This window comes from Amphritea sp., assembly GCF_048266285.1.
In the GTDB taxonomy this organism is placed as follows: domain Bacteria; phylum Pseudomonadota; class Gammaproteobacteria; order Pseudomonadales; family Balneatricaceae; genus Amphritea.
Map to the genome: position 1 here is coordinate 302,273 of NZ_JBLWZV010000001.1, position 20,795 is coordinate 323,067.

General features: G+C 49.6%; 17 protein-coding genes. 13 read left to right on the forward strand and 4 right to left on the reverse strand.

Translation table 11 applies throughout. From position 1 onward, the window contains the following. The first annotated feature begins 418 nt into the window (after positions 1-418). The 3 genes from ACN0T0_RS01440 to ACN0T0_RS01450 are packed head-to-tail and all read left to right on the forward strand — an operon-like array spanning position 419 to position 2,012. Positions 419-937: a TetR/AcrR family transcriptional regulator gene (locus ACN0T0_RS01440; protein ID WP_417222393.1), complete on the forward strand. Its 519-nt coding sequence runs from the start codon at positions 419-421 to the stop codon at positions 935-937. Continuing rightward, positions 937-1,659, forward strand: coding sequence for an alcohol dehydrogenase catalytic domain-containing protein (locus ACN0T0_RS01445; protein WP_417222396.1), 723 nt, complete (start codon positions 937-939; stop codon positions 1,657-1,659). The genes ACN0T0_RS01440 and ACN0T0_RS01445 overlap by 1 nt, the downstream gene beginning before the upstream one ends. A gap of 8 nt (positions 1,660-1,667) precedes the next feature. Then, the gene (locus tag ACN0T0_RS01450; protein ID WP_417222398.1) at positions 1,668-2,012 is read left to right on the forward strand and encodes a zinc-binding dehydrogenase; all 345 of its coding nucleotides are present in this window, start codon (positions 1,668-1,670) and stop codon (positions 2,010-2,012) included. Between the two features lie 119 nt (positions 2,013-2,131). Here the strand turns inward: ACN0T0_RS01450 and ACN0T0_RS01455 are convergent, their stop codons facing one another. Then, positions 2,132-2,761 (reverse strand): NAD(P)-dependent oxidoreductase, encoded by a 630-nt coding sequence (locus ACN0T0_RS01455; RefSeq protein WP_417222401.1) that lies wholly within the window; start codon positions 2,759-2,761, stop codon positions 2,132-2,134. A gap of 120 nt (positions 2,762-2,881) precedes the next feature. Here ACN0T0_RS01455 and ACN0T0_RS01460 point away from each other — a divergent pair, with 120 nt between their 5' ends. The 4 genes from ACN0T0_RS01460 (at position 2,882) to rho (ending at position 6,407) form a co-directional block, all read left to right on the forward strand. Continuing rightward, complete coding sequence (locus ACN0T0_RS01460) at positions 2,882-3,745, forward strand: LysR substrate-binding domain-containing protein (protein WP_417222403.1); 864 nt, start codon at positions 2,882-2,884, stop codon at positions 3,743-3,745. A gap of 205 nt (positions 3,746-3,950) precedes the next feature. Then, on the forward strand, positions 3,951-4,568 hold the full coding sequence (gene thrH / locus ACN0T0_RS01465; RefSeq protein ID WP_417222406.1) for a bifunctional phosphoserine phosphatase/homoserine phosphotransferase ThrH: 618 nt from the start codon (positions 3,951-3,953) through the stop codon (positions 4,566-4,568). Between the two features lie 121 nt (positions 4,569-4,689). Next, on the forward strand, positions 4,690-5,442 hold the full coding sequence (locus tag ACN0T0_RS01470) for a pseudouridine synthase (protein ID WP_417222409.1): 753 nt from the start codon (positions 4,690-4,692) through the stop codon (positions 5,440-5,442). Between the two features lie 17 nt (positions 5,443-5,459). After that, positions 5,460-6,407, forward strand: coding sequence for a transcription termination factor Rho (gene rho / locus ACN0T0_RS01475; protein ID WP_417222411.1), 948 nt, complete (start codon positions 5,460-5,462; stop codon positions 6,405-6,407). A gap of 271 nt (positions 6,408-6,678) precedes the next feature. On the opposite strand, the gene ACN0T0_RS01480 is transcribed toward rho, so the two are convergent. The 3 genes from ACN0T0_RS01480 to pabB all read right to left on the reverse strand — a co-directional run bounded on the left by ACN0T0_RS01480 (position 6,679) and on the right by pabB (position 12,379). Continuing rightward, the gene (locus ACN0T0_RS01480) at positions 6,679-8,274 is read right to left on the reverse strand and encodes a hypothetical protein (RefSeq protein WP_417222414.1); all 1,596 of its coding nucleotides are present in this window, start codon (positions 8,272-8,274) and stop codon (positions 6,679-6,681) included. Positions 8,275-9,318: 1,044 nt separating this feature from the next. Further along, positions 9,319-10,656 (reverse strand): DEAD/DEAH box helicase, encoded by a 1,338-nt coding sequence (locus tag ACN0T0_RS01485; protein ID WP_417222416.1) that lies wholly within the window; start codon positions 10,654-10,656, stop codon positions 9,319-9,321. A gap of 325 nt (positions 10,657-10,981) precedes the next feature. Further along, positions 10,982-12,379, reverse strand: a complete 1,398-nt coding sequence (gene pabB, locus ACN0T0_RS01490; protein WP_417222419.1) for an aminodeoxychorismate synthase component I — start codon at positions 12,377-12,379, stop codon at positions 10,982-10,984. 306 nt (positions 12,380-12,685) lie between these two features. Between pabB and ACN0T0_RS01495 the strand changes: the two genes are divergently transcribed. From ACN0T0_RS01495 to prpF, 6 genes are all read left to right on the forward strand, one after another. Then, positions 12,686-13,546: an alpha/beta fold hydrolase gene (locus tag ACN0T0_RS01495; RefSeq protein WP_417222421.1), complete on the forward strand. Its 861-nt coding sequence runs from the start codon at positions 12,686-12,688 to the stop codon at positions 13,544-13,546. Between the two features lie 203 nt (positions 13,547-13,749). Further along, positions 13,750-14,454, forward strand: coding sequence for a GntR family transcriptional regulator (locus ACN0T0_RS01500; RefSeq protein WP_417222423.1), 705 nt, complete (start codon positions 13,750-13,752; stop codon positions 14,452-14,454). A 3-nt stretch (positions 14,455-14,457) separates the two neighbouring features. Beyond that, the gene (prpB, locus tag ACN0T0_RS01505) at positions 14,458-15,348 is read left to right on the forward strand and encodes a methylisocitrate lyase (protein WP_417222425.1); all 891 of its coding nucleotides are present in this window, start codon (positions 14,458-14,460) and stop codon (positions 15,346-15,348) included. Positions 15,349-15,463: 115 nt separating this feature from the next. After that, positions 15,464-16,594 (forward strand): bifunctional 2-methylcitrate synthase/citrate synthase, encoded by a 1,131-nt coding sequence (gene prpC, locus ACN0T0_RS01510; RefSeq protein ID WP_417222428.1) that lies wholly within the window; start codon positions 15,464-15,466, stop codon positions 16,592-16,594. 84 nt (positions 16,595-16,678) lie between these two features. Beyond that, the gene (gene acnD, locus ACN0T0_RS01515) at positions 16,679-19,282 is read left to right on the forward strand and encodes a Fe/S-dependent 2-methylisocitrate dehydratase AcnD (RefSeq protein WP_417222431.1); all 2,604 of its coding nucleotides are present in this window, start codon (positions 16,679-16,681) and stop codon (positions 19,280-19,282) included. Between the two features lie 182 nt (positions 19,283-19,464). Continuing rightward, positions 19,465-20,646 (forward strand): 2-methylaconitate cis-trans isomerase PrpF, encoded by a 1,182-nt coding sequence (gene prpF, locus ACN0T0_RS01520; protein WP_417222434.1) that lies wholly within the window; start codon positions 19,465-19,467, stop codon positions 20,644-20,646. Positions 20,647-20,795 lie beyond the last annotated feature (149 nt).

Below are 20,795 nucleotides of genomic sequence, written 5' to 3' on the forward strand. Positions count from 1 at the left end.
TCGTCAGATCGGGCTTCTAGCTACGGGAACACCTACCCTGTGGCTGTTTAATCTCGGCTGAGCGAATATCACTAAGTTAGTCTTGTTAGACTAACTTAGGATTTGACGGTGTATCTCCCTCTGCATCTTTGAACGCCTTCTATTGGCTAACTAAGGTTAGCGCACGGATTATTACAGCGACTTAAGCTGCCGTTATTTCTTGAATATCATCGATAAATGCCGAGCATCACTTTAGTGGTGATGCCTCATACCGTGAGATCTATTGATATCTTCGTACAATTCCACGTTGATTCTATCCCCTATCTCCTATCTCCTATCTCCTATCTCCTATCTCCTATCTCCTATCTCCTATCCCTAATAGGCTTGTTGCGCAGAGTCGTTGACAGGGTAGAGTGTTTGTTCTACTTACGAGGTAGTCATGCTTAAAACGCAAATAGCCGCGCGTCTTGAGGCGGCATTTAGTCAATACGGTTTTGCCGAACCCAGCGTTGCACAGTTAAAAGAGGCCTGTGAGGTCAGCCTTCGCACTCTGTATAAACACTATCCCTCGAAAGAGGCGATGGTGGTGGCGGCATTGGCCTATCGTCATCAACGCTATTTGGCATTTCTATTACATGAGCATCCGCCAGCAGGTGTTGAGTCGATTATTTATATTTTCAATCGGCTAGAGCAGTGGATGGCGGAGTATGCGCCGCACGGTTGCTTGTCCATGAATGCCATCGCGGCTTTTCCTGATAATCAGCAGATAAACGCGGCGGTACAAGCGCATAAGACGGCGGTACATCAGTTTTTGGCTGAGCAAAGCCTACGAGATGATCTAGCGACGGCGATTTTTCTCTTACACGAAGGCGTCTCCAGCGCTTGGCCAGTACTAGGCCGGGATGCGGTGATGGCGGCTCAACAGGCGCTATTAACACTTTTTAATGAGGATCAATGATGACTATACCAACAACGATGCAGGGTATTCAGCTAATCGGTCACGGTGGCCTGGAGATGTTGCAACTCAATGAAACGATTGTCGTGCCAACGCCCTCAGCGAATGAGGTATTGATTCAGGTGGCGGCGGCAGGAGGTAATAATACCGACATCAATACGCGTATTGGCTGGTATTCCAAACAGGCTGTTGACGGTGATAACACTAGGAGTGAGATCTCCGCGGAGGATGCCAGTTGGGCTGGGAATGCCTTACGTTTTCCGCTGATTCAAGGGGCTGATGTGTGCGGAACCATCGTTGCGGTTGGTGACAATGTTGACGCCCAACGTATCGGCGAACGTGTGTTGATTGAGCCCTGCCTTCGCGAAGCCGGTGGCCAACGGTTGGATCAGCCTTGGTATTATGGTTCTGAATGCAATGGCGGATTTGCACAGTATACAGTGGTCGCCGCGCGGCATGCCTATGCAGTTGATAGTGCGTTGACGGATATCGAACTGGCCTCTTTTCCATGCTCCTATTCCACCGCCGAAAATATGCTGACCCGTGCTAAGGTTGTCGCACAAGATCGGGTATTGGTCTCTGGTGCCTCGGGTGGTGTCGGCTCGGCGGTGGTACAGTTGGCCAAAGCACGGGGTGCTTATGTCATCGCCATTACGAGTTCGAGTAAAAGTGAACAGTTGTTAGCATTGGGGCCGATGAAGTCGTTCTACGGAATTCTGATTTAATCGAAGTCTTGGCAGAAAACAGTGTCGATGTTGTGATTGATCTGGTGGCTGGACCGCAGTGGCCACAATTTTTACAGTTGCTAAAGCCGGGTGGCCGTTATGCGGTATCGGGCGCGATTGGTGGACCTTTAGTCGAGTTGGATGTTAGAACGCTGTATCTGAAAGATTTAAGTCTATTGGGCTGTACAGTGCTTGGCGAGGAGGTATTCCAAAACCTAGTGCAGCGGATTGAGCGGGGAGAGATTAAACCGATTGTGGCGCAAACTTTCCCTTTGGCACAGATCGAAGCGGCCCAAGCGCAGTTCTTGAAAAAACAGCATGTTGGTAAAATAGTGTTAACACTAGCACCCTAATACAGAGGCTTTATATAAGGTGTTGTTCTGATGGCACATCTTGCCATCCATCACAGCCGGTTACGATGTCTGTAACTCGGCTGTGTATTTTAAACCGGCGTCAGACGCCGAGTCTCTTCTTAGTAAGCAAGGCAGATCCGCTGTTGTGGATGTGCACCGGATTCAACTTCATCGAGTAAACCTACAGCATAATCCTGTACGCTGATTTTGCAGTTACCTTCGGCATCGCTCAGGAGTTGATCGCCACCCACGCGATATTGCCCCGTTTTTTCACCCGGGAAAATGTCAGCCGCTGGGCTAATAAAGGTCCAGTTAACAGTGCTACCACTGTTTTTGAATATATTAAGCGCTTCGCCTTGGGCGAGGCCTTCATCTTTAAACTCTGCTGGAAACTCCGGAATAGAGATTAGCTTAACACCCGGTGCAACTTCAAGAGAGCCTGCGCCACCGACCCAGACCAGACGGTTTAGTGAAGTAGTTGGTAGTGCCGCTAACAGTTTTTTGGCGCTAGCCGCGACGATCTCATGGTTTCCCTTTGCGCGTCCGCTAATGGAGACGATCAACGCATCCGCACCGTCAATAACGCTGGCGATATCATCTTTTTGAATATCAAAATCACGCTTGGTGATGTTATCAGCCAGTTTACTGCTGTCTCGCGCGAGGCCAATGACGTTATGGCCCCGTGCCGTTGCTTCTGTTGCGATAGTCGAACCGATCCAGCCGGATGCACCTAAAATTGCTATGTTCATGTTTGTACTCCTGGCGTTTGTTATGCCTGTTGATTAAGGATTGAGTACAGTTTATTGATAACAAATTAAGTGATAAATATGTAAAATTGTTCTTCTTTGTAACAGATAAGGATCTAATTGATGGTGCAGTTGGATGCGATGCGCAGTTTTGTTGAGGTGGCTGCACTGGGGAGTTTCACGCAAGCGGCAGATCAGTTGAATATTCCGCGTATGCGCATGACACGACATATTCAGGAACTTGAAGACTGGCTACAAGTGCGCTTGTTACATCGGACTACTCGACGGGTGAGTTTAACCACCGCGGGGGAGGAGGCCTTACGTATTTGTGAACGAATACTCAATGATGCCGCCGCGCTTGAAAACAGTGCCCAGCAATATACTCAAGGTTTGGTGGGTGATATTCGTATTGCCGCACCGATTGGCGTCGGCCAAGGAAAATTATTACAGCTGATAGAGGGTTTCTGCCAGCAGCATAAAAATGTCAGTTTTCAGTTTTTACTCTCCGATAAAAATGCCCAACTGGTGGATGAGCGAGTGGATATCGCCCTGCGATATACCCATCAACCGGACGATAATCTAATCGCGCGTCAGTTGTTTGAGTCGGGGCCGGTGTTATGTGCTGCACCGGCTTATCTGGCGGAGCAGGGCACCCCGACTACTGTGGCTGAGCTCAGTCAGCATCGCTGTTTGGTGCACCTCAATCAATCCCAGTGGCACTTTCCCTCCGGCGAAGAGGTTAAGGTGCGTGGCCCTCTAAGAGCCAATGACGCGGTAACACTGGTTGATGCCGCACGTGCGGGAATGGGAATCGCTCGTTTGCCTTCGGACTTGGTTGACGGTTTTCTAGAAAATGGTGAACTCGTTGCATTACCGGACATCTTTGCATTGTCGACACAGGCGGTGTGGGCGGTATATCTATCGCGTAGCTATCAACAACCGGTTGTTAGGGCCTTTATCGATTACGCGGTCGAGCAGTGGCGCTGATGGACTATCTTGGCGTTTAAGCGGGCTCATCTGAGCGTACATACTGACAAGTAGGGCATGAGTGTGCGTTGCTGATGAGTCGCAGCCCGAGTAGGGCTTGCCTGAAGCCGTTGCAACACCCGCTTAATCCGGTAGAATCTGCGCACACATTTACGAATCACTGCGAACCATTCAATTCGCATTTGCCATTATTTAGGAGTCGCTTGTGGAACTCGCATGTCTTGACCTAGAAGGTGTACTGATCCCTGAGATCTGGATCGCTTTTGCTGAAGAAACTGGAATTGAAGAACTGAAAGCGACTACCCGCGACATTCCTGATTACGATGTGCTGATGAAACAGCGTCTGCGTATTCTCGATGAGCACGGTCTGACACTACCACAGATTCAAGCCACCATCGATCGTTTGTCGCCGCTAGAAGGGGCACGGGAATTTATCGATTGGCTGCGCGAGCGTTTTCAGGTGGTGATTTTGTCGGATACCTTTTACGAGTTTGCCGCTCCGCTGATGAAGCAACTGGGCTATCCAACCCTGTTGTGTCATAAGTTAGAAGTAGATGAGACCGGGCGGATTACCGATTATACCCTGCGTCAGAAAGATCCTAAGCGTCAGTCGGTACGTGCCTTTCAGTTACTGAACTACCGGGTAATCGCGGCGGGTGATTCCTATAACGACACCACCATGCTAACCCAAGCGGAAGCCGGCGTACTGTTTCATTCGCCGCAGAATGTGATCGATGAATTTCCGCAGTTCCCCGCAGTACAGACCTTTGATGATCTGAAAAAAGAGTTTATCAAGGCCAGTAATCGCGATCTGACGCTGTAATATTTGCGGCTAGCCAGACAACGCGCCTTTAGCTGATTAAAGGTGTAGTTCGTCAGGCTAGCACAATCATAAGAAGAGCGCTGAGGCGCTCTTTTGTCATTCATGCTGCGACGTTTGTGCGATGCGATTAGATAAATTTATCTGTAAAAGTAGCGAATATTCGTTGCCCGAGGCATTAGCGTTAATCAAACAGCAACGGCTTGTGGTCAATGATCAGGTTGTCACTGAGGCATCCCATCAGATACACCAAAATAATGTTGTCACGCTGGATGCTCAACGTTTAATTCCACGTCCCTTTCGCTACTTTTTACTGCATAAACCTGTCGATATGATCTGCTCCAATATTGATGAGCAATACCCGTCCGTGTTTAATCTTTTGACGGTTGATCGTCCAAGTGAACTGCATATCGCTGGCCGTTTGGATGCCGATACCACCGGACTAGTGTTATTGACGGATGATGGTCATTGGTCTTATAGACTCACATCACCTAAACATCATTGTGAAAAAATGTATAAAGTGGAGCTAACACGGCCACTGACGGCTGATGCAGCGCAACGCTTTCAGGCAGGTATGCTACTTCAAGGGGAAGCCGTACTAACACGACCGGCAACGCTGCAGGTTATTGATCCTTACCATGTGTATCTAACCCTTACAGAAGGGCGTTTTCATCAGGTTAAGCGGATGTTTGCCGCGATCGGTAATCGGGTGAAGGCGTTGCACCGCCAGCAAATAGGTAGTCTTTCGTTGGATGTCGAGCTGGGTGATTGGCGCAGCTTAACGGCAGCAGAAGTTCAATCTCTTGCCGGGGATGATAAGAGTTATCATGCAACAACTATTGCTGCCACACATCCGACTAACACTCCTTATTCGTAGAGTTATAATTCAAGACCATGACGAGAAAAACATTAAGTTTAAAGGTTAAAAAAGATAAGGCCGCGGATAAGGTAAGCGAAGATCCGTTTGAGGCTGATCCGCAAAAGCGTTTTTTAAATGGGGTGGCGATTCATCCGACTCCCTGTATTCGTCTTGAAGCGGGTTCTGCCGAATTGTCTATGCGGGCAATGGATCTGATTACCCCCATCGGTATGGGGCAACGAGGGCTGGTGGTTGCACCGCCGGGTTCGGGTAAATCGACGCTGCTAAAGCATATTTGTCAGTCGGTCGGGACGGCCTATCCTGAGATCAAGCTTTATGCGCTACTGATTGATGAGCGGCCTGAAGAGGTGACGGATTTTAAGCGCAGTGTGACCGCAGAGGTGCATGCTTCATCGTCGGATGAAAGTTATGCTCAGCATGTGCGCGTGGCGAATGAGTTACTGAATAAGGCGCGTCAGGAAGCCGGTGAGGGTCATGATGTAATGATCGTCATTGACTCACTCACACGGCTGTCTCGGGTTCATAATGCCGAGCAAAAGAGCAGTGGTCGCACGATGTCGGGCGGTGTCGATGCCCGTGCATTGGAGATACCACGTAAGCTATTTGGTGCCGCGAGAAAAATTGAAAACGGTGGCTCTCTGACGATCTTGGCAACCATCCTTGTGGATACCGGTAGTCGTATGGATCAGGTCATCTTTGAAGAGTTCAAAGGCACCGGTAATATGGAAGTCGTACTGTCACGGGAGATTGCCAGCTACCGTATTTTCCCTGCGTTGGATATTGCCAAAAGTAGCACCCGTCGAGAAGAGCTGCTGTTGGATGCAAAAGACATCGCTAAAATTCACACGTTGCGCCGCTCATTGACGAACCTGAAACCGATCGATGGGGCGAGACGCTTAGTTGAGCTGTTAGAAACATATCCAACCAATGCCGAGCTTTTAAATGCAATGGTGACGGATTAGCACTGACGTGATCGTTACCCAAGAATGAGAAAGAGCGCGAAGGCGCTCTTTTTTGTTGAAGGCTTTAAAGGGCGATTTAGAAAAGGGTTTAGAAAGGAACGGCATTTTTTGACTTTTTCGAATCATGCAGTTGAGAAACTCGCTTTTGTGGTGTTTCAACGATTGGCAACTTGAGTATGTAAATTTGGCTAGGCCATTATGTCCTACAGGGAGGGGGAACAATCCGAAAGTCTCCCCCTCACCTCAATAAATAGCGATAGAGCAGTGGCCGTTATTCGACCATCCTGAACTGCCCACCCGAGCTGGTGCAGGCCTGCTTTACTTGCTCCGGCTCGGAGCCGTAAAGATAATCATGCGTTTGAGTTTCCCCGATAGCACTGTGGTGGCTGCAAATGGCCTGTCGGGTAGTATGATCACAGCTGGCTATTACCTTGTTTGTACCCTGGGAGCACTGACTCCGGAACTGATCCGCTTTAGCCCGGCTGTAAAGTGTATAATCGATACAAATGAATGAACCAGGATCGTAGCAACTTAACTGAAATATACCCTTATCGTCCGCTGATATGGTTTGCCCTTGCCCAGCCGGTGCAAGCTTCTGTTTTAGCGTATTAAGGTTCTGGCCGTCTCCGCCGACGAGTACATCCTTTGCAAAGGCATTGCCTATATCCACTTTCTTTGTATCTGAAATCCCCGCGCTACCGATCACTGCCAACCCGGCCCCCAAAGCAATAAACTTGCCTAGATCAGGAGCCGCGCTATCCTCTATACCATCATCGATCAATTTGTCATCGGAATAAATTCTCGTAAAATGCTGAACCCGGTCTCCTATGTCGGCTATTGTTTGTACCCTGAAAGCCCCTTCACGCTTGCCGTTAACGTAGGTTCCTGTGTAGCTCTCATTGGTGTAGTATTGGTTGACATAGGCGCCGTATCCCTGTCCGTGAAGTTTACCTTCCTTCCAATATCCAACTAGTAGCTTACTCACACCATTGGTCCAAGCTCCGGGCCCATTCAGCTCTCCATCAGCATAATTACCTATCCAGGTATTCCATACTTTGCCGTCACCCCAAGGCCTGAGTTTCTGCTGGGCGGCAAAACCCTCAAAAGCCCCATTTTTGTATTCACCAATAGATCTGACGATCATAAGGTTGGTGTAGCCCCAGATGTTTATGCCAAAACCGTTTATTACCCCGTCTTTAAAATCACCGTACCGGTGCCATTGGTAACCGTCCTTTCTTACTTTGGTGGTCAACAGGCGAGCAGTGTGATCCTTACTGGGGACTTCTCCCATCTGAATAAGCTTCATGCCATCTTTTAGGGGCATAGTGAACACACCCTCAACCATCACTCCCTGATCAAAGCGCCCAACAAAATGAGCGTTTAGTTTCTCATCAACGGTTTCACCGACCCCGTGAGCCAGGCCATCGGAACATTCGCCTCGCACAAAGCGCCATTTAAATTGTTCCTTATTCACTTCGTCAGTCACCGCATAAGCGCCGTTATCCACGAGATCACACCCTCTCTCTGAACCTATATGAGGGTAATGGGCTGCCACCGCTGCATCATACCCAGCACGAGCCAGATTGATCATCTCCATCATGGTTGGTTTGTTGAAACTGTCTTGGAAATAACTAATGATGGCTTCATTGCGTGGGTCAAAGATAAGGTGATAGGGAGCATCATACTTCCTTTCGGCCATGGCAATGGATTGGACTTTTTCCTCAAGATCTTTAAGTTCGGGCTCAAGGATAAAGGGATTATCCCCTTGCTTATGAAGATCGGAAACAAAGTTTTCACGAGTAGTGGAACATCCGCCCATTAGCAGCGATGTGATAAACATTAGAGTTATTACATTGGTTTTTGACATATTTCCTCCGCTAAAAGTATGTCGTTATGTCTATGATATTTTTATCTCGAGCTAGTCAACCCATAAGCATCTCTGCACGCCCTGAATTAGACATTCGAGTAGCAAACACAACAAGCAGAAAGAGCTCCAAATATTGTCGGCGGAGAGCCTCCTGAAAGTTTTATCCCATAGACTGGGCTAGGGGGGCTAGATACATAGGCTCGGTATAGGGTTTCGGGACATAAGCAGAGTCCTGTTCTCTGGGCTATTGAAATGGCCAAATCGACTAGGTTGATTTTTCCAAGAGTATAAATGGACAGGAACATAGCATACCTTTGTCTGGCTCCATATCTCAACTATTTCAGGCGCAACAGGTTTCGACTGATATTCCGTAGCCCTTAGGGATACTTGATGTCATCACATTAGAAAATCAGAAAAAGTTAGACGTTAAGCGTTAGAAAGAGGTTAGAAAGGACAGGCACTTTTTAAAAAACATTTTCTGACAAAAGTGATTAGCTTAGTCGTTGAATAGGTTGTCTTGTTGGCTGTGGGATAATTAGGAGATTGTTTCTAGCTGTTTTCTGTTATTTTTAGATGTGTAAATGACTCAGAGTTGAACTGAGTATTGGTAGGGCTGAGGCTTAACTTAAGCCGTTTGTTTCGATTGTCTTCGAGGTCGTCGTTTAGCTGCAACTTTCTTAGGATAGTGTTGCTCAAAACCACTCGCATTGTTTAGCCAATTTTGTGGGGCTGCTTCGAATGTAGAGTAAATGTAGAGGAGTAGCACCTCGTTTGCCTTGTCGAATGATTCGTCTCGTGCTGACTTTGGGCTTAGGATCAGAGTATCGACTTGTTAATTAAGTAGCAATTAAGCAATGCCTGTCCTTGTTTGGAATCTGAAACCGATCGATGGGGCGAGACGCTTAGTTAAGCTATTAGAAACATATCCAACCAATGCTGAGCTTTTAAATGCAATGGTGACGGATTAGCACTGACGTGATCGTTACCCAAAAATGAGGAAGAGCGCCAAGGCGCTCTTTTTTGTCGACGATGTTTACTCAGCTCTTAGCCCCAAATATGTTTATTGGGTCGGTCGTCATTTTTATCGACAGAGGCTTTTTTACCCCGGCTTTTATGCGCGGCATTCGCTCTGTTTTGTGGTGGCGCTGTGTTGGATCGAGATTTTTGTGAACCGCTTTTAGGCATCGGAGGCTTGCTGGTACGAACAAAATTTAACACGGAGACCGGCACCTCTTTTCTCACTGCGAAACCATCAATCTCCTTACGTTCGATAATCTGGTCAAGACGACTTTCAATGGCACAAAGGTTTTTAAAATCCCCCATGGCGACAAAAGAGATCGCTTCACCCGTAGCGCCGGCACGACCGGTACGGCCAATACGGTGGATGTAATCTTCCGGCTTGAAAGGTAGATCGTAATTCACAACCCGACTGAGTTCGCCAATATCTAAGCCTCGGGCGGCAACACCGGTGGCCACTAAGTATTTAAGCTTACCCGACTTAAAATCCGCCAGAATTTTCTCACGCATCGCTTGGCTTCGATCACCATGGATGGCTTCCGCGACAATGCCGCGCTTCGCCAATTGAACCACCAGTTTAGCCGCTGCGTGTTTCTTCTCAATAAAAATTAGCGCCTGATCCCACTGCTGCTCATTAATCAGGTGGCTCAGCAATGCGGATTTGGTGTCTTTATCGACCGTAATTAACCACTGATGAATGGTGTTGGCCGCCTTAGTCTTGGGTGAAACCGATATCTCAACGGCAGGGCTGGCGACTTTGCTATCGGTGAAGCGATCGGCGATATCACGGACATCGTCACTCATGGTGGCTGAAAATAGCAGGTTCTGGCGGGCTTCAGGTAAGCGGTCGATGATCTTATTAATATCCCCGACAAACCCCATATCTACCATACGATCCGCTTCATCAAGCACCAGTACTTCCAGCTCATCAAAATGCAGCGCACGTTGATGGGCGAGATCAAGCAGACGGCCGGTTGTCGCTACTAAAATATCCACCCCTTCGATCAGCCGCTCTTTTTGTGGCTCAACATCCACTCCGCCATACACCGCCATCGAAGTAAGATTGAGATGACGACTGTATTGCGCAACATTGTCCGCCACCTGAATCGCTAATTCCCGTGTAGGGGTAATAATCAGTGCGCGTACGCGCTTACCCCGCAGTGTACGTTCCTGATTAAAACGTTCCAGTATCGGGAGAACAAAGGCTGCGGTTTTACCGGTGCCGGTTTGGGCAGTGGCAATCAGATCTTTACCAGACAGAATGATCGGAATCGCTTGCTTCTGAATCGGTGTAGGGGCGGTATAACCCAGTTCGTTAATGGCGTGTAGAATCGGATCGGATAATCCAAGGTTTGAAAATGGCATAGAGGTTCGGGTAGCTCGGCAAAGGAGAGTAGAGCGCAGTATAGCTTAAAAGCATGAAGGCTGGTGCGAGTTGTTAGATGTGGCTTCGCCACATGCTAGAGCGTCGCAGTGCTACTCACTAGAAAACACAACGGTTGTCGTCATCGGTGGGACAATTGCGATAGCGTTAAATCCGGTAGGTTACTGGCGTAGCCGTATTTTAGTTGGTAACTTTGATCGGTCTATGTAGCTCGGCTAGGGACTGAATAGACCCTGTACATAGCATTGTGTAACAAACCAACACTTTGTATAGCAATGTAACTACTAGAAAGCGACGCAGTGACGCCTAGCCACTGCGCTTACCAATTGTCTCTTCCAACGGCCACAATAGGTTGTTCACCTTATCGTAAGTCTCCTGATATTCGTTGGCGGTTTCTGAATCGGCGACGATGCCACCGCCGGCCCAGCAGTGGACCTCTCCTTTTTGGCAGATCAGGGTACGGATGGTGATGCTGGTATCGATCTGGCCGGAAAAGCTAAGGTAGCCGATTGAACCACAGTAAACTGAGCGGCGGTGGGGTTCGAGTTCTTCGATAATTTCCATGGCGCGAATTTTGGGAGCGCCGGTGATTGAACCGCCAGGGAAGCTGTGTTCGAGTAATTCTATCGGGCTTTTATCCGCTGCGAGTTTGCCGGTAATGGTACTCACGAGGTGGTGCACGTTGGCATAGGATTCGACGGCAAAGAGTTTAGGCACGCGGACACTGCCATGTTCACACACTTTGCTGATATCGTTGCGCATCAGGTCAACAATCATTAGATTTTCAGCCCGGTCTTTTTCGCTGTCATGCAGTGCCAGTTTAAGCTGTGCATCCAACGCCGGATTGTCACCCCGTGGGCGGGTGCCTTTAATCGGCTTGGTGGTGACTTTCGCATCACGGACTTCTAGAAATTGCTCGGGCGAATGGGATAGGATCGCGCCGTTGGCAGTTTCGATATAGGCTGAATAGGGTGTTGGCGCATGTTCTCTTAAGCGTTTATAGGCATTCCAAGGATCGCCTTGATAACGGCTGCTGAAACGCTGGGCAAAATTCACCTGGTAGCAATCACCTGAGTGGATATAGTCGTTTATCCGCGCCAGAGAGGCGTGATATTCCGCTTCACTCATATTGCTGCTAAAAGGGCAGCTAAGCTGAAAGTCGTCGGTTTGCGCTACTGGTTCACCGTTAAGTCGCTGCAGAATCGTGGTGGCCTCGGTCTCATTCACCAGCGGCGTGGTCATTAAGATAGCTGTTTGTAACTCATGGTCGACGATAACGGCCCAGCCGTAGATGCCCACCTGCATATCCGGTAGATCAATATCACAAAGGGTCTGTTCAGGCAGGGTTTCAAGGCTGCGGCCGAGGTCATAGGCGAAATAGCCCAGGATCCCCCCACAGAAAGGCAGCGCTTGGACATCGGCCTGTTCCGGGTGTGGGCAACGGATTTGATATTGATTAAACAGCTGTTGTAGGTGGGTAAAAGGGTTACCACTGAATTGCTGTTCACTGGACTGACGGTTAATCCGGGTGACTTGGTTTTGATAACTTAACTGCGCGTCAGGGTCGGCAGCGATAATATCGTATCGTCCGTATAAACCTGCGGGCTTACCACTATCGAGAAAAACTGGCGCCGCTAAGTGGCGGATACGTTCAAAATAGTGGGTTGAGTTGGGCAAATAAGGAAGCGGAAAAAGTCTGTACACCCGATAAACCTTCGTTCTTGCCTGTCTTGCGTTAAGACTGGTCGTTGTTATGTCAGTGACTCGCTACCAATGTATAGCGGTGCCGTTAAAGTCGGATTGTTAAACCCACTTATTCATGTCGTACTAACGCTCTGAAGCCAAGGTTTCAAGCGAATGTGAAAGCCGATTGTAGCTGGCTGGGGTAGTGAAAGCGAGATGCACAGGTTTTTTCGCCCACGACAGGCATTCTGCCGCGCAACAGGCTATCATTCTTCTTTTTTGTCTCGCCCGGATTCGTATAAACCAGAGTAATCAGACAGAACGATGATGAAACACCCGTACAAGATCAGTTTGCACCAATTTAATCTTCCCGATCAACAGATCAGTTATCAGCTTTATCGCAAAACCTGTGAGGGGACGCCCCGCCGTCTAGTGGTGTTGCATGGCGCGGGTGTTGCTGGCCAAGATACTTGGGCTGCCATTGCGATGCTGGTGACCCAGTGGGATGAAATTTTAATTCCAGACCAGCGGGGCACCGGTAATACCCGTTATCCTGATGGTGAAGAATATCCTTTTACGGTGAATGAGCTGGTAAATGATCTCAGTGGTCTCGTGGATCACCTGGGGTGGTGGGCGTTCGATCTGGCGGGCTATTCGATGGGGGGGATGGTCGCACTGTTATATAAGCAGCGTTACCATGATCGGGTGCAAAAACAGTTTTTGTTGGAAGCGGCAGTATTGGATAGGCCGAGTTGGGCATCGACGGTTGATCTTCGTCTTCAGTTTAGTGCGGCGGCCGAACAACTTAAACAGGACCAGGCGGAAAGCGGTATTAAAGCGTTTCTCGATACGATTTCACCCCATCGTAAAGTAACGCCTCAGACCGAGTTGTTGACAATCCAAAGGCTCGGCGCTCGACCACTGGGCTTTGCGAATGCCTTGAACTGTGTCACTGAAGCCATTAATGGGATTGATCGGGAGGCACTTGTCGCCGCTCAAGGTGATGTGACCAGTTTTATTGGTGGTCACAGTGTCGAACAGATGCATCAGTACCAGCGTGATCTGGCTGAACGCCTGCCAAATTGGCATTATTTTATCGTGCCAGGCACCGATCATTCCCTGCCATTCCAGAAACCTCGCCAGATTGCCCGTATTATGGATGCGGAGTTAAGCCGCTTTCTGGCCTGACCTAAACTTCTCTACTAGACTTAGAGCCTCGATTTCCGGGGCTTTTTTGTATCTTTCCTATACCCTAGGGTGATGCTAGGGTATACCCCTATACTTTTGTGGTATGTCGACAGTTTCGCCTTTAGTATGGTTGACGATCTACTTATTGGGCTGTATTGTTACCGAAATAACAAGATTGTCGACAATCCACCAAGAAGGTTGTAATGACAGAAATAATTGAATCAAGCGAGAGTGCCGCCGCAGTACGCACCTTAGCAGACCGAGTAAGCGGGCAGTTAATTACCGCCATTGTGCGCGGCGATATCCCCCCGGGTCAAAAAATCAGTGAACCGGAATTAGCGCGTACTTACGGCATCAGTCGTGGGCCACTACGTGAAGCGATTCGTCAGCTGGAAGGGCTGCGTTTGGTGGTTCGAATTCCCCATGTTGGCGCCCGTGTGGTGTCTTTGACACCGGAAGAGCTGATTGAGATTTACCGTATTCGTGAAGCACTCGAAGGCATGGCTTGTCGTTTGGCCGCCGAAAACATGTCGACAGATGAGATTAACAGTCTGCGCGAGCTGCTTTATCAGCATGAGAAAAATATTCAGGAGATCGATGGTCGCGCTTACTTTCAAAAAGAGGGCGACTTGGATTTCCACTACCGAATTGTTCAGTCCAGCAAGAATGCTAAGCTGTTTGAACTACTTGGTGGCGAGCTTTATCACCTGGTACGGATGTACCGTTATCAATTCAGCGTTTCTAAATCGCGTCCACAACGTGCCCTAAAGGAACACCATCGCATTTTGGATGCGATAGAAGAGCGGGATGGCGAGTTAGCAGAGCTGCTGATGCGTCGGCATATAGGCCGAGCACGCCGCAACATTGAAGAACGTCTGAATCCAACGAACAAAGAAGAGAGGGAGTAACCCATGAGCAAGCTAACCGCAGGCGGCCGTTTCCGCAAAGCACTAGAAGAGACTAATCCATTACAGATCGTCGGTACTGTTAATGCGTATCACGCCATGATGGCTGAGCGTGTTGGCCATCGTGCGGTTTACCTGTCCGGTGGTGGTATCGCTAACGCATCTTATGGTCTGCCTGATCTAGGCATGACGACCATGAATGACGTGCTTGAAGATGTTCGTCGTGTTTCCAGTGCTGTTGAAACGCCACTGATTGTTGATATCGATACCGGTTGGGGTGGGGCGTTCAATATTGCCCGTACCATTAAAGAAGTGATCAAGTCCGGTGCGGCGGGTTGTCATATCGAAGATCAGGTAGCGCAGAAGCGTTGTGGTCATCGTCCGAATAAAGAGATCGTATCAACCGCTGAAATGGTCGACCGTGTTAAAGCGGCTGTGGATGCCAAAACCGATGATGATTTCTTCCTGATTGCCCGTACTGATGCGTTCCAAATGGAAGGTCTGAATGCTGCGGTTGACCGTGCTCAAGCTTGTTTAGAAGCCGGTGCTGATGGCATCTTCGCTGAGGCGGTGCATACTTTGGACGATTACAAAGCTTTCGCTGAAGGTATCAATGGCGCGAACTTGCTGGCCAATATTACTGAATTTGGCGCAACCCCTCTGTTTAATACGGCTGAACTGGCTGAAACCGGCGTGAACATGGTGCTCTATCCATTGTCGGCATTCCGGGCGGCCAACCAAGCGGCGCTGAATGTATTTGAAGCGATTCTGCGTGACGGCGATCAGAAAGCCGTGGTTGATACCATGCAGACCCGTATGGATCTGTATGATTTCCTTAACTACCACGACTTTGAACAGAAGCTTGATGCGCTGTTTAAAGAAGGTAAGAACAAGTAATCAGCCTGTAGCTGAGCCCGGTCTTATCTGGCCGGGTATAAAACAACCTTAAAGCAATAATACTGTAACGGGTCGCCATGGTTGTCCAGGCTCGGAAGCAGAAAGGAGAGATAGGATGGCAGAAGCTAAGAAACTGAGTGGTGCGGGTTTGCGTGGTCAATCCGCCGGCGAAACAGCACTCTGTACGGTTGGGCAGTCAGGCGCAGGTTTGACTTACCGTGGTTATGACATCAAAGAACTGGCGGATAAAGCCCAGTTTGAAGAAGTGGCTTATCTGCTGCTGTACGGCAAACTCCCTAACCAAGGTGAGTTAGATGCCTATAAAGCCCGCCTTAAGGGGATGCGCGCTCTGCCGGACGCTCTGAAAACAGTATTGGAACAGATCCCGGCCGATGCTCATCCGATGGATGTGATGCGCACGGGTTGTTCAATGCTGGGCAACTTAGAAACGGAAATGAGCTTTGCTGAGCAACACGATCATATTGATCGTATGCTGGCAGTCTTCCCGGGCATGATCAACTACTGGTACAACTTTAGCCACCACGGCAAACGTATCAATGTTGAAACCGATGCGGACTCTATTGGTGAGCAGTTCCTATGGACGCTGCATGACAAAAAGCCAGAGCCACTGCATGTGGATGTGATGCATGCCTCGCTGATTGTGTATGCCGAGCATGAGTTTAATGCTTCGACCTTTACGGCTCGGGTGTGCGCTTCAACATTGTCGGATATCCATAGCTGTATCACGGCGGCGATCGGTTCGCTGCGAGGACCTCTGCATGGTGGGGCTAACGAAGCGGCCATGGCGATGATCCAAGATTGGCGTTCTCCTGAGGAAGCCGAGGCGGAAGTCATGGGCATGTTGGCGCGTAAGGATAAGATTATGGGCTTTGGTCATGCGATCTACCGTGAATCGGATCCGCGTAACGCGATCATTAAAGAGTGGTCGAAAAAGCTTTCAGAGCAGGCGGGTGATAAATACCTCTACGCTGTGTCTGAACGGGTTGAAGCGGTCATGTGGCGGGAGAAGAAACTTTTCTGTAACGCTGATTTCTTCCACGCGTCTGCCTATAACTTCATGGGTATTCCAACCGAGCTATTCACACCAATCTTTGTGTGCTCTCGGGCAGCCGGTTGGGCGGCACATGTGATGGAGCAGCGGGCCAATAACCGTATCATTCGTCCATCAGCCGATTACACCGGTCCAGAAAGTGCTGAGTGGGTTGATATTGCCGATCGCGCTTAAGCCCTCTCCAATAAGCCTTTGAGTAAGACAAGAAGGGGCGTTGCCCCTTCTGACTGACGATAATATTTTCAAGACAGGTGTTATATGAACACTGAATACCGTAAATCATTAGCAGGCACCGACCTGGATTATTTCGATACCCGTGCGGCTGTCGACACAATTCAGCCGGGTGCTTATGCAAAACTGCCGTACACCTCACGGGTATTGGCAGAACAGCTGGTGCGTCGCTGCGAACCTGAAGCGCTGACCGATTCCCTGAAACAGCTGATCGAACGCAAACAGGATCTGGATTTTCCATGGTATCCGGCCCGTGTTGTTTGTCATGATATTCTTGGCCAAACGGCGCTGGTTGACCTTGCCGGTCTGCGTGATGCGATTGCCGATCAAGGTGGCGATCCAGCCAAAGTAAACCCAGTGGTTCCTACTCAACTGATTGTTGACCACTCGCTGGCAGTTGAAGCGCCGGGGTTTGATCCCGATGCCTTTGATAAAAACCGTGCCATTGAAGACCGTCGTAACGATGACCGTTTCCACTTTATCGAATGGTGTAAAACCGCCTTCGACAATGTTGATGTGATCCCTGCCGGTAATGGCATTATGCACCAGATCAACCTTGAGAAGATGTCACCGGTGATTCAGTCCCGTGATGGCGTTGCTTTCCCTGATACCTGTGTCGGCACGGATAGCCATACCCCACACGTTGATGCACTGGGTGTTATCGCTATCGGTGTAGGCGGACTCGAAGCCGAAACCGTTATGCTCGGTCGTCCATCCATGATGCGCCTACCGGATATTATCGGTGTTAAGTTGATCGGTAAACGTCAGCCAGGCATTACTGCGACGGACGTTGTACTGGCGATAACTGAGTTTCTGCGTAACGAGAAAGTTGTTTCTGCCTATCTAGAATTCTTTGGTGAGGGCGCTAAAGACCTGACCATCGGTGACCGTGCGACGATCTCCAATATGACCCCCGAATTCGGTGCCTCTGCCGGTATGTTCTATATCGATGAGCAGACCATTGATTATCTGAAGCTGACTGGCCGTGAACCTGAACAGGTGGCACTGGTTGAGCAGTATGCCAAAGAAACCGGCCTGTGGGCGGATGACTTGGTTGATGCTGAATATGGTCGGGTGTTGGAATTTGATCTGTCGAGCGTGTGCCGTAACATGGCCGGGCCTTCTAACCCACACCGTCGTTTGCCAACCGCCGATTTAGAATCCCGCGGTATTGCGGTTCATCTTGATGAAGCGCTGGCAGAAGAAGCCGAAGGGCTGATGCCGGATGGCGCCGTTATCATTGCGGCGATCACCTCCTGTACGAATACCTCTAACCCGCGTAACGTGGTGGCGGCTGGTTTGATCGCCCGTCGTGCGAACGCGTTAGGCTTGGTGCGTAAGCCTTGGGTTAAGACCTCTTTTGCGCCGGGCTCTAAAGTAGCTAAGCTCTACCTAGAAGAAGCAGGCCTGCTGTCTGAGATGGAAAAGCTGGGCTTCGGTATCGTCGGTTATGCCTGCACGACCTGTAATGGTATGAGCGGTGCGCTTGATCCTAAGATTCAGCAAGAGATTATCGACCGTGACCTGTATGCTACGGCGGTTCTGTCGGGCAACCGTAACTTCGATGGCCGTATCCATCCTTACGCGAAACAGGCGTTCTTGGCATCTCCTCCCTTAGTGGTTGCCTACGCGATTGCCGGTACGATTCGTTTTGATATCGAAAAAGATGTATTGGGAACCGATAAAGAGGGCAACCCGATTACGCTGAAAGATATCTGGCCAAGTGATGAAGAGATCGATTCGATCGTCGCCAGCTGTGTTAAACCTGAACAGTTTAAACAGGTTTATATCCCGATGTTTGATCTGGGTAAGGTCGAAAAATCGATCAGCCCTCTCTATGACTGGCGTCCACAGACCACCTACATTCGTCGTCCTCCTTATTGGGAAGGTGCGTTGGCCGGTGAGCGAACCATGAAAGGTATGGTGCCGTTGGCGGTATTGGGTGACAACATCACCACCGATCACCTGTCACCATCGAATGCGATTCAGGCATCCAGTGCGGCCGGTGAATACTGCGCCAAAATGGGCTTGCCGGAAGAAGATTTCAACTCCTATGCGACTCACCGAGGCGATCATCTCACCGCACAGCGGGCCACGTTTGCCAATCCTAAGCTGCTGAATGAGATGTGCCGCGATGAAAACGGTGAAGTGAAGCAGGGCTCGTTGGCACGTATCGAACCTGAAGGCACTGAAAGCCGCATGTGGGAAGCGATTGAAACCTATATGGAACGTAAACAACCGCTGATCATTATTGCCGGTGCAGACTATGGTCAGGGTTCTTCCCGCGATTGGGCTGCGAAAGGGGTACGGCTGGCGGGTGTTGAAACCATCGTTGCTGAAGGTTTTGAACGTATTCACCGTACCAACCTCGTGGGTATGGGGGTGTTACCGCTGCAGTTTAAAGCCGGTGATAATCGCAATACTTACGGTATTGATGGTACTGAAACCTATGACGTTGTTGGCGAAATTAGCCCACGCTGTGACCTAACAGTCGTGATGACACGTCGCAATGGTGAGGTGGTTGAGATTCCGGTGACTTGCCGTCTGGATACTGCAGAAGAGGTGCATGTCTACGGTGCCGGTGGTGTCTTGCAACGTTTTGCACAGGATTTCCTCGAAGCAAACGCATAATACCGTACGGCTATAACGAGGGTTGGACAGCGCTGTTGTCTGACCCTTTAGTTAACTCTTTGAAATTGCTTAATCAGTTGATTGCTCACTATCCTACGGCATTTAACGCGATGACCTGATTAAGCATTTTCTGAACAGAAACATCATCGAGGGATGATGTTTAGAGACACAGGAAGATAACCATGACATTTGTACCGCAGATCAAAATTCCCGCCACCTATATCCGTGGCGGTACCAGTAAAGGTGTTTTCTTTCGTCGTCAGGACTTACCTGAAGTGGCTCAGGAGCCGGGTGCCGCACGGGATAATATACTCTTACGGGTGATTGGTAGCCCTGATCCTTATGGTCAGCAGATCGATGGAATGGGGGGCGCAACGTCCAGTACCAGTAAAACTGTGATTTTGGATAAGAGCGAACAACCGGACCATGACGTTGATTATCTGTTTGGTCAGGTCGCGATTAACAAAGCTTTTGTTGATTGGTCGGGCAACTGCGGTAACCTCACTGCTGCGGTCGGCGCTTTTGCCATTAGTAATGGCTTAGTCGATGCTGCGCGTATACCGGATAATGGTATCTGCGTGGTGCGTATCTGGCAGAAAAATATCAACAAAACCATTATCGCCCATGTGCCGATCACCAACGGTGAAGTACAGGAAACCGGCGATTTTGAACTCGATGGCGTGACCTTTCCCGCCGCCGAAGTGGTGATCGAATTTATGGACCCCGCTGATGGCGAAGGGTCTATGTTCCCAACCGGTAATTTGGTGGATGAGCTTGAAGTGCCGGGCATTGGCACCTTTAAGGCGACCATGATTAATGCGGGTATCCCAACGATCTTCCTGAATGCGGCGGATATTGATTATACCGGTACCGAGCTGCAAAAAGATCTTAATTCAGATGCGGCGGCGCTAGCGCGTTTTGAAACCATCCGGGCTTACGGTGCGGTCAAAATGGGGCTGATCAGTGATATTAGCGAAGCCGTTGCCCGTCAGCATACGCCAAAGGTTGCTTTTGTAGCCCCTGCGACTGATTACACATCCTCCAGTGGCAAACAGATTTCAGCGTCTGATATCGATGTCTGTGTACGCGCCTTGTCGATGGGTAAACTGCATCACGCCATGATGGGTACAGCATCCGTAGCGATCGCGACTGCCGCGGCAGTTCCGGGCACGTTAGTTAATCTGGCGGCCGGTGGTGGTGAGCGGGAAGCCGTCACCTTTGGGCATCCGTCTGGCACATTGCGGGTTGGTGCGGCGGCAGAGCAAAAAGCCAATGGCGACTGGACCGCGAAAAAAGCGGTAATGAGCCGTAGCGCTCGAGTCTTGATGGAAGGTTTTGTACGTATTCCCGGTAACAGCTTCTGATCTATTGATGAAATGAATGATATGTCCGGCGACAGTTGCGATCGCCGGCATATTTCCCTGTCGAAGTGGCAGTCAGACGTTCGGGCCTCCCTATCAAGGATCGTGCGTTTCACTTCACGCTTAGGCCCTGCACCGTCGTGCGGGGCCTT